This window comes from Collinsella sp. CLA-ER-H6 (assembly GCF_040092305.1).
GTDB lineage: Bacteria > Actinomycetota > Coriobacteriia > Coriobacteriales > Coriobacteriaceae > Collinsella.
In genome coordinates, this window is record NZ_JBBNLS010000020.1 from 35,375 (window position 1) to 41,772 (window position 6,398).

Annotated in this window: 5 protein-coding genes; all 5 read left to right on the forward strand. The window is 57.3% G+C overall.

The annotated features are described in order from the left end of the window. Positions 1 to 230 precede the first annotated feature (230 nt). The 5 genes from AAAX77_RS08795 (at position 231) to AAAX77_RS08815 (ending at position 6,173) form a co-directional block, all read left to right on the forward strand. Positions 231 to 1,907 (forward strand): ABC transporter substrate-binding protein, encoded by a 1,677-nt coding sequence (locus AAAX77_RS08795; protein WP_349105878.1) that lies wholly within the window; start codon positions 231 to 233, stop codon positions 1,905 to 1,907. A 156-nt stretch (positions 1,908 to 2,063) separates the two neighbouring features. Further along, positions 2,064 to 3,101 (forward strand): ABC transporter permease, encoded by a 1,038-nt coding sequence (locus tag AAAX77_RS08800; RefSeq protein ID WP_117877270.1) that lies wholly within the window; start codon positions 2,064 to 2,066, stop codon positions 3,099 to 3,101. A gap of 14 nt (positions 3,102 to 3,115) precedes the next feature. Then, the gene (locus AAAX77_RS08805) at positions 3,116 to 4,051 is read left to right on the forward strand and encodes an ABC transporter permease (RefSeq protein WP_349105880.1); all 936 of its coding nucleotides are present in this window, start codon (positions 3,116 to 3,118) and stop codon (positions 4,049 to 4,051) included. Between the two features lie 2 nt (positions 4,052 to 4,053). Then, positions 4,054 to 5,145: an ABC transporter ATP-binding protein gene (locus tag AAAX77_RS08810; RefSeq protein WP_349105882.1), complete on the forward strand. Its 1,092-nt coding sequence runs from the start codon at positions 4,054 to 4,056 to the stop codon at positions 5,143 to 5,145. Beyond that, positions 5,145 to 6,173, forward strand: coding sequence for a dipeptide ABC transporter ATP-binding protein (locus AAAX77_RS08815; RefSeq protein WP_006236139.1), 1,029 nt, complete (start codon positions 5,145 to 5,147; stop codon positions 6,171 to 6,173). Before AAAX77_RS08810 ends, AAAX77_RS08815 begins: the two co-directional genes overlap by 1 nt. Positions 6,174 to 6,398 lie beyond the last annotated feature (225 nt).

The following is a 6,398-nucleotide window of genomic DNA, read 5'->3' on the forward strand; positions in this document are numbered from 1 at the left end:
TGTAACAGAGTCAAAATATCCCCACATACTTCGCCTAACTAAAGAAATTCTCGACCGTTGACCGGAATTAGCCCCAAATCGTGCATAAAATGCGCTACAGTATTGCAAAACGTTGGTCTGTTGTGCATAACCAGCCATAGCAACGGGCGGCGTTTTGATGGTTCGGATCGGATTGTCTCGACATGTATCCGACTGAACATTTCTTTGTCCTATCTCATAAGGAGGATGGCATGGCTGATTCTATGTTCCACCAGCCCGTTATGGGTCGTCGCGCCTTTGTTGGCGGCACCCTTGCTGCGAGCTCCATGGCTTTTCTTGCCGCATGCGGCAAGAAGGGCGGCGACACTTCCGGTTCTGAGTCCGGTTCGACGCTGAACTTCTACATCAACAACCCGGTTTGCATCGACCCCTACAATGTCCAGGAGGACCAGGGCACTCAGGTCGAGTACCAGCTCTTTGATGCTCTGACCGCCTATGACGCCGAGAAGGGCGAGATCGTTCCGCTGGCTTGCGAGTCCTTTAAGGCCAACGACGACGCCACCGAGTTTACCTTCAAGATCAAGAAGGCCAAGTTCCACAACGGTGACGACGTTACCTCCAAGTCCTTCAAGCTCGGTTGGGAGCGTCTGGTCAACACCAAGTCGGCCATCGCTACCGAGTACGGCCCTTCCGAGGTCTCCTATCACCTTTCCATGGTCGAGGGCTATGACGACCTGCTTGCCGGTAACGCTACCGAGCTCAGCGGTGTTACTTGCCCCGACGATGAGACCCTCGTCGTCAAGCTGTCTTCCGCTTACGCCGACTTCCCCTTCGTCGCCTCTCACCCGGCTCTGGCCCCGGTTCCCGAGTGCGCTGAGTCCGATGTCAAGAGCTTCTATCTTGCACCGGTCGGTAACGGCCCGTTCATGATGGACGGCAAGTGGGAGGATGGTCAGGAGATCAACCTCAAGAAGTTCGACGATTACTATGGCGACAAGGCCAAGATCGATGGCATCCACTTCCAGGTCATCAAGGACATGGAGACCGCTTACAAGGAGTTCCAGGCCGGTAACCTCGATGTCTGCGACGTTCCCGTCGCTCAGATCGACGCCGCCAAGAAGGATCGCGGCGTGTCCAAGGACGGCTACACCATGGGTGACGGCGAGCGCATGCTGCTCGGCGCCGAGCCTTCCACCTACTACTTGACCTGCAACAACACGGCCGAGCCGTTCAACAACGCCGACCTGCGTAGGGGTATCTCCCTGGCCATCAACCGTGAGGCCATCTGCAAGACCCTCTTCAAGGGTACCCGTACCCCCGCTGACGGCATTGTTCCTCCGGGCATCGATGGCTACAAGGAGGGCGCATGGGAGTTCTGCGCCTACGACGTCGACAAGGCTAACGAGTACCTCGACAAGGTTGCTCCCGCTGGCGCTAACGGCGATCGTGGCATTAGCGTGACCCTTTCCTACAACCAGGACGGCGGTCACAAGGAGATCATGGAGTCCATCATCGGCGACCTCGCCAAGGTTGGCGTTACCGCTGTCTCCGATACCCCCGAGTGGTCTGCCCTGCTCGAGCAGTACCAGAACTTCGACTATCAGTTCGGTCGTCTGGGCTGGATTGCCGACTATCCGATCATGGACAACTTCCTGTATCCGCTGTTCCACTCCGACTCCCTCGGTGGCGACAACCGTTCTGGTTACAACAACCCCGAGTTCGACGCCAAGGTCGACGAGGCCCGTACCACGGTTGACGACGAAGAGCGCGTCGCTAAGATGCAGGAGGCCGACGCAATGGTCGCTGCTGACTGCCCGGTCATCCCGGTGATGTTCTACACGCATACCATCGCCGGTTCTGATCGCATCAAGCACCTCTATGTCGATCCGCAGAAGCACGCCGAGCTGGGTACCGCTGAGCTCGCCTAAGAGTTTGCAGCTTCCGTGAGGGTCAAGTATTTACGTAGACCTCATGGGAAACATACAGTTCTCCCTAACCTGGGGTAAACTGGCTGATGGTAATTTTGGGATGCCGGTCTGGCGATCGGCATCCCATTTAGGTTAATCCCTAGATAGGGGAGTGGTATGGGTAAGTACATCGTTAAACGTGTGCTTCAGTTCATCCCGGTGTTTTTGGGCGTTACGCTGATTCTGTTCGCCCTCCAGAATATCGTGCCGGGAGATCCGATCAAGCTGATCGGTGGAGACAAGGCTCTGTCCCCCGAGGTAGAGCTTCAGCTTCGCGTTCGCTATCACCTGGTCCAGTCGGACGAGGACGGCAACGCGATCCTTGACGAGAACGGCGACCCCGTTCAAACGTCGCTCGTGGACCGTTACTTGTATTACATGAACGGCCTGCTTCATGGCGATCTGGGCAATTCGTATCAGCGCAAGCTGCCGGTTACGGAAATCTTTGCTCAGAAGTATCCGTATACGGTCAAACTTGCCGCGTGCGCCATCGTGCTCGAGGCAATCATGGGTATCGGTGCGGGTATCATTTCGGCGGTAAAGCGTTATTCCTTCTGGGATATTTTGGTAACGCTCACCACGTCGATCCTCGTTGCGGTCCCGGCCTTCTGGCTCGGTATGTTGCTGCAGCTGTTCTTTGGCGTCATCCTCAAGGACGCCACGGGCGGTGCATTCTCCATGCCGATCTCGGGCGCCGGCGGTTCCAGCTCTCAGTATCAGGATTGGATGCACTATGTGCTTCCGACCATTACGCTGGCTTCGGTTTCGACCGCTTATGCTGCCCGCATCATGCGCTCGCAGCTGCTTGACGTCATGAACCAGGATTACATCCGTACGGCAAAGGCCAAGGGTCTCTCCAATCGTGCGATCATCATCAAGCATGCGCTTAAGAATGCACTCATCCCCGTCGTTACCTATATTGGTGTCGACTTTGGTGGCATGCTTTCGGGCGCCATCCTGACCGAGACGGTCTTTAACTGGCCCGGTATCGGCTATGAGGTCTATCGCGCCATTAGCATGCGTGACTGGCCCATCGTTATGGGCGGCGTTACGCTCATCGTCGTCGTCGTCATGGTGATCAACCTGCTCGTCGACATCAGCTATGCATTCCTCGACCCGCGCATCCGCCTTGGCGGTCCGTCGGATAAGGCCTAAGGGAGGTACGTCTCATGCAGGAAACTGATTCTCAGTCTCAGGAGCAGGCTACCGCCACCAAGGCCGCATCTGCTCCCGCCAAGTCCCGCACGCTGTGGGGCGACGCTTTTAAGCGTCTTCGTAAGAACAAGCTCGCCGTTATCGGTGTCTGCTGGATCATCATCGTCGTTGTGGTTGCCCTGACCGCAGATCTGTGGGCTAAGCCCTGGCTCGGTTCGCCGACGGCTTCCGACTCGACCACCATGGCCGAGACGTCGCTGCTGGCTCCGTGTGCAGAGCACCCGTTTGGCACCGACGCCCTTGGTCGTGACATTCTGGTCCGTGTTATCTACGGTGCACGTATTTCGCTTTCCGTCGGTATTATGGCCACTGCCATCTCCACGTTGATCGGTCTGGTCATGGGCGCCCTGGCCGGTTTCTACGGCGGCATCTGGGATACGATCATCATGCGCTGTGCGGATATCTTCCTGGCGTTCCCGTACGTGCTGTTCGTTGTCGCCATGATTGCCGTTATCGGCCGTGGTCTTCAGAACGTCTTTATTGCCATCGGTATTCTCGGCTGGCCTTCGATTGCGCGCGTCTTCCGCTCTGCGATCTTGACGGTCAAGGAAAACGACTATGTTGACGCTGCGCGCGCGATGGGTGCATCCGATGCTCGTATCGTTGTACGTCACATCTTCCCGAACTCCGTTGCCTCCATCGTGGTCTACGCGACCATGAACATTGGTGGCGCCATTCTGACCGAGTCCGCTCTGTCCTTCCTCGGCATGGGCGTTATTCCGCCTACGCCTTCGTGGGGCTCCATGATTCAGGACGGTCAGCAGTATCTTCTGACTGCTCCCTGGATGATGATCATGCCCGGTCTGGCAATTCTCTCGACGGTGCTCGCCTTCACCCTGCTGGGTGACGGTCTGCGCGACGCCCTCGACGTCAAGATGAAGGACGCATAAGGATGAAGAAGAACAAGAACTATGTGGACCTGAAGGACCAGCCGGTTCCCGAGGGCCAGCATCTGCTCGAGGTCGATGACCTTAAGATGTATTTCCACACCGAGGATGGCGTTGTTCGCGCTGTCGATGGTGTGTCCTACACGCTCGATCGTGGCGAGACTCTGGGTGTCGTCGGTGAGTCCGGCTCCGGTAAGTCCGTGACCGCCATGACCATCATGGGCCTTATCTCGATGCCTCCGGGAAAGATCGAGGGCGGCGACGTTCGCTATCGCGGCCGCTCCATCCTCGAAATGACCGAGGAAGAGATGCAGCACATTCGCGGTAACGATATCGCGATGATCTTCCAGGATCCTATGACCTCCTTGAACCCGGTCTATAAGATCGGCAAACAGGTGGGCGAGGGCCTTCGTCTGCACCGTGGCTACTCCAAGCAGGAGGCGCTCAAGCGTGCCACCGAGCTTTTGGACCTCGTTGGTATTCCCGAGCCCGAGAAGCGCGTCAATGAGTATCCACACCAGTTCTCTGGCGGTATGCGTCAGCGCGTCATGATTGCCATGGCCCTTGCCTGCGATCCCGATATTCTGATTGCCGACGAGCCCACGACTGCCCTGGACGTTACCATTCAGGCTCAGATTATTGAGCTTATGCAGGAAATGCAGGAGAAGAACGGCAACGCCATCATCATGATTACCCATGACCTGGGCGTCGTCGCCGATATGGCCGACAAGATCATGGTTATGTACGCCGGCCGTCCCGTCGAGTTCGGTACTGCTGAGGAAATCTTCTACGAGAGCCGTCACCCCTACACATGGGGCCTTATCCGCTCCATTCCGGAGCAGGCCATCGATGAGAAGAAGCCGCTTACGCCGATTCACGGCAACCCGCCTTCGCTCATGAACCTGCCCGAGGGCTGCGTGTTCTCGCCTCGTTGTCCCTATGCGACCGATAAGTGCCGCAAACAGCGCCCCGAGCGTGTTGTCACCGAGTCCGGCCACTATTCTGCGTGTCATTATTCCGGTGACCCCGAGTTCCTTAAGAACGCCCCCGAGACGTCCCGTTCGCGCAAGGATTCCAAGAAGGGAGGCGAGGCGTAATGGCAGATAATAACGAGCGTACTCCGCTGCTGAAGGTCGAGCACCTCTCTAAGGAGTTCCCCGCTGAGTCCGGCATGTTCGCCAAGCGTTTTTCCAAGCGCGTCGTCTCTGCCGTAAACGACATCTCTTTTGAGATTTATCCTGGCGAGACCTTTGGTCTGGTTGGCGAGTCTGGTTGCGGTAAGTCCACGACGGGCCGCACCATTATGCGCCTGACCAAGCCGACCGCCGGTAAGGTGTTCTTCCAGGGTAAAGATGTTGCCGAGATGAGCAAGCATGAGATCAAGGACATGCGTCGCGAGATGCAGTTTATCTTCCAGGATCCTTATGCTTCGCTGAATCCCCGTATGACCATCGGCGAGATCGTCTCCGAGCCCATGACCATTCACGGCGTGGGCACCAAGGAGGAGCGCATTGAGCGTGTCCGCGAGCTTCTCGACGTTGTCGGACTGAACCCCGAGCACATTAACCGCTATCCTCATGAGTTCTCCGGCGGTCAGCGTCAGCGTGTCGGCATTGCCCGCGCATTTGCGCTGAAGCCCAAGCTGATTATCTGCGACGAGCCGGTTTCCGCTCTTGATGTGTCTATTCAGGCCCAGGTTCTAAACCTGCTCAAGGAACTGCAGGACAAGTTCGGTACCGCATATCTGTTTATCGCCCACGATCTGTCCGTCGTGCAGCACATCTCCGATCGCGTCGCCGTTATGTATCTGGGTAAGATGGTCGAGGTTTCGGACTGGAAGACGCTCTATAGCGAGCCTCACCATCCGTACACGCAGTCGCTGCTGTCTGCCGTGCCGGTTCCCGATCCTGATATCCAGAAGACCCGTAAGCGCATCATCCTTGCCGGCGATCCGCCGTCACCGCTGGATCCGCCGACCGGCTGCCGTTTCCACACGCGCTGCCCGATCGCGCAGGGCATCTGCTCCGAGAAGCTTCCCGAGTTTAAGGAAGTTGCACCGGGTCACTGCTGCGCCTGCCACTTCGCGGAGCCGTTCCCGATCAAGGAATCGCACATCGATCTGTAGTCGGTTGTTCTCGTCCGGGCCCGCCCTGAAGTTACTTTTCAGAACGTCCTCGGACATGCAAGAAACCCCCGCTGCGTACTTCGTGCGGCGGGGGTTTCTTGCGTCCTGACGCTCCTATTTGGCAAGGTGTTTTTTAGAATCCATTTTGCGCTCGGCCTCGAAGGCCTGCCTGTCCCAATCGAGCGGAAGTCCGGCCTCGACCCATGCCTCGTAGGCCCTCCTTAT